Origin of the sequence: Pseudomonas sp. RIT-PI-r (genome assembly GCF_001297015.1) — a bacterium.
Lineage (GTDB): Bacteria > Pseudomonadota > Gammaproteobacteria > Pseudomonadales > Pseudomonadaceae > Aquipseudomonas.
In genome coordinates this window covers 1-1,260 of record NZ_LIGE01000006.1, presented here as the reverse complement: position 1 = coordinate 1,260, position 1,260 = coordinate 1, and the positions used below count along the sequence as shown (strand labels likewise).

Genomic DNA, 1,260 nt, shown 5'->3' with positions numbered 1-1,260 from the left:
TGTATGTACCGGAGACATGGTGGACACATGTTCGGAGACATGGTGGACGGTTTTAGATCTTCTTACCTGCCGTGACGATCTGCAAGTTCAAGTCGATTCGGGCGATACGATGTCTACTCCAGTAGACATCGTGGATGCCGTCCTCCGTCGTTTCCCGGATAGCCACTGACCTCCCGTAAAACGCCTTCCCGACAGTGTATTCACGGTTGCCCCAGTAGATCTCGCCCTTCACCTGAACCTTCCTGACCACATCTCCATCGTCGTACTCAGGCGCCGCCGGTTGCTCCTGATATTCCCGCGGGCTGCTGCTGTAGCGAGTAGCAGGAACCTGCATGCCCAGTGCTTGATGAGGACGCTTCTGGTTGTAGATATCACGCCAAATATCAAACGCCCGTTGTGCATCGTCCAGATCGATGAAGAGTTGGCCTTGCAGGACTTCCCTTTTCAGGCTGCGGTGGAAGCGCTCCAGCTTTCCTTGGGTTTGCGGATGATAAGGTCGGGAGTGGCCGACCTTGATGCCTTGGCTCATCAGCCAGACCTCCAGCGCGGTATAAACGCCCGTTTGGTCACCCCAGGGAGAACCGTTGTCCATGGTCATGCGCAAAGGCAGACCGTAGAGCCGAAAGGCCCGCATTAGTTGCTCTTGGACGGTTCGGCGCTGCTCATTGGCGCATGCAGCGATGCACAGTGAGAACCGCGAGTGATCGTCCAGTATCGTCAGCGGATGGCAACGTCCGTGGTTCAGGCTGATATGACCCTTGAAGTCGATTTGCCAAAGATCGTTGGGCGCCTCGTGCTCGAACCGGATAAACGGTTTGACCTCGGCAGCCTTTGGGTCAACGCGCGAATGACGCTGTAAAACCGCATGCACGGTGCTGACAGAGGGCATCACTTTGCCGTCGTCTTCCAACACGCGCTTGAGCTTGCGAGCGCCCCAAGCGGCGTACTCCTGACTCACGGTCAAAATCTGCTGCTCAACCTCTTCAGCGCAGCGTTTGGGTGACGTCTTTGGTCGTCGAGACTGATCGATCAACCCTTGCGCACCGAGATTTTCAAACCTGTTGAGCCATTTGTAGGCAGTGCTTGGGCTGATATTGAATCGACGGCAAAGCTGCCGAACATTGGCCCCTTCTTGCCGAGCCAAAAGCACGAATTCTGAACGAAGCTGCACGGTGGACACCTCTTCCCAGGACACAGGTCATCTCCTTGGTGATGAGCAATGTGTCTATTAAAATGTGTCCACCATGTCTCCGAACACCC

1 protein-coding gene is annotated in these 1,260 nt (G+C 55.5%); it reads right to left on the bottom strand.

What is annotated here, in order from left to right:
- Positions 1-52: 52 nt before the first annotated feature.
- Positions 53-1,195, bottom strand: coding sequence for an IS481 family transposase (locus tag AK821_RS01040; RefSeq protein WP_064387739.1), 1,143 nt, complete (start codon positions 1,193-1,195; stop codon positions 53-55).
- Positions 1,196-1,260 lie beyond the last annotated feature (65 nt).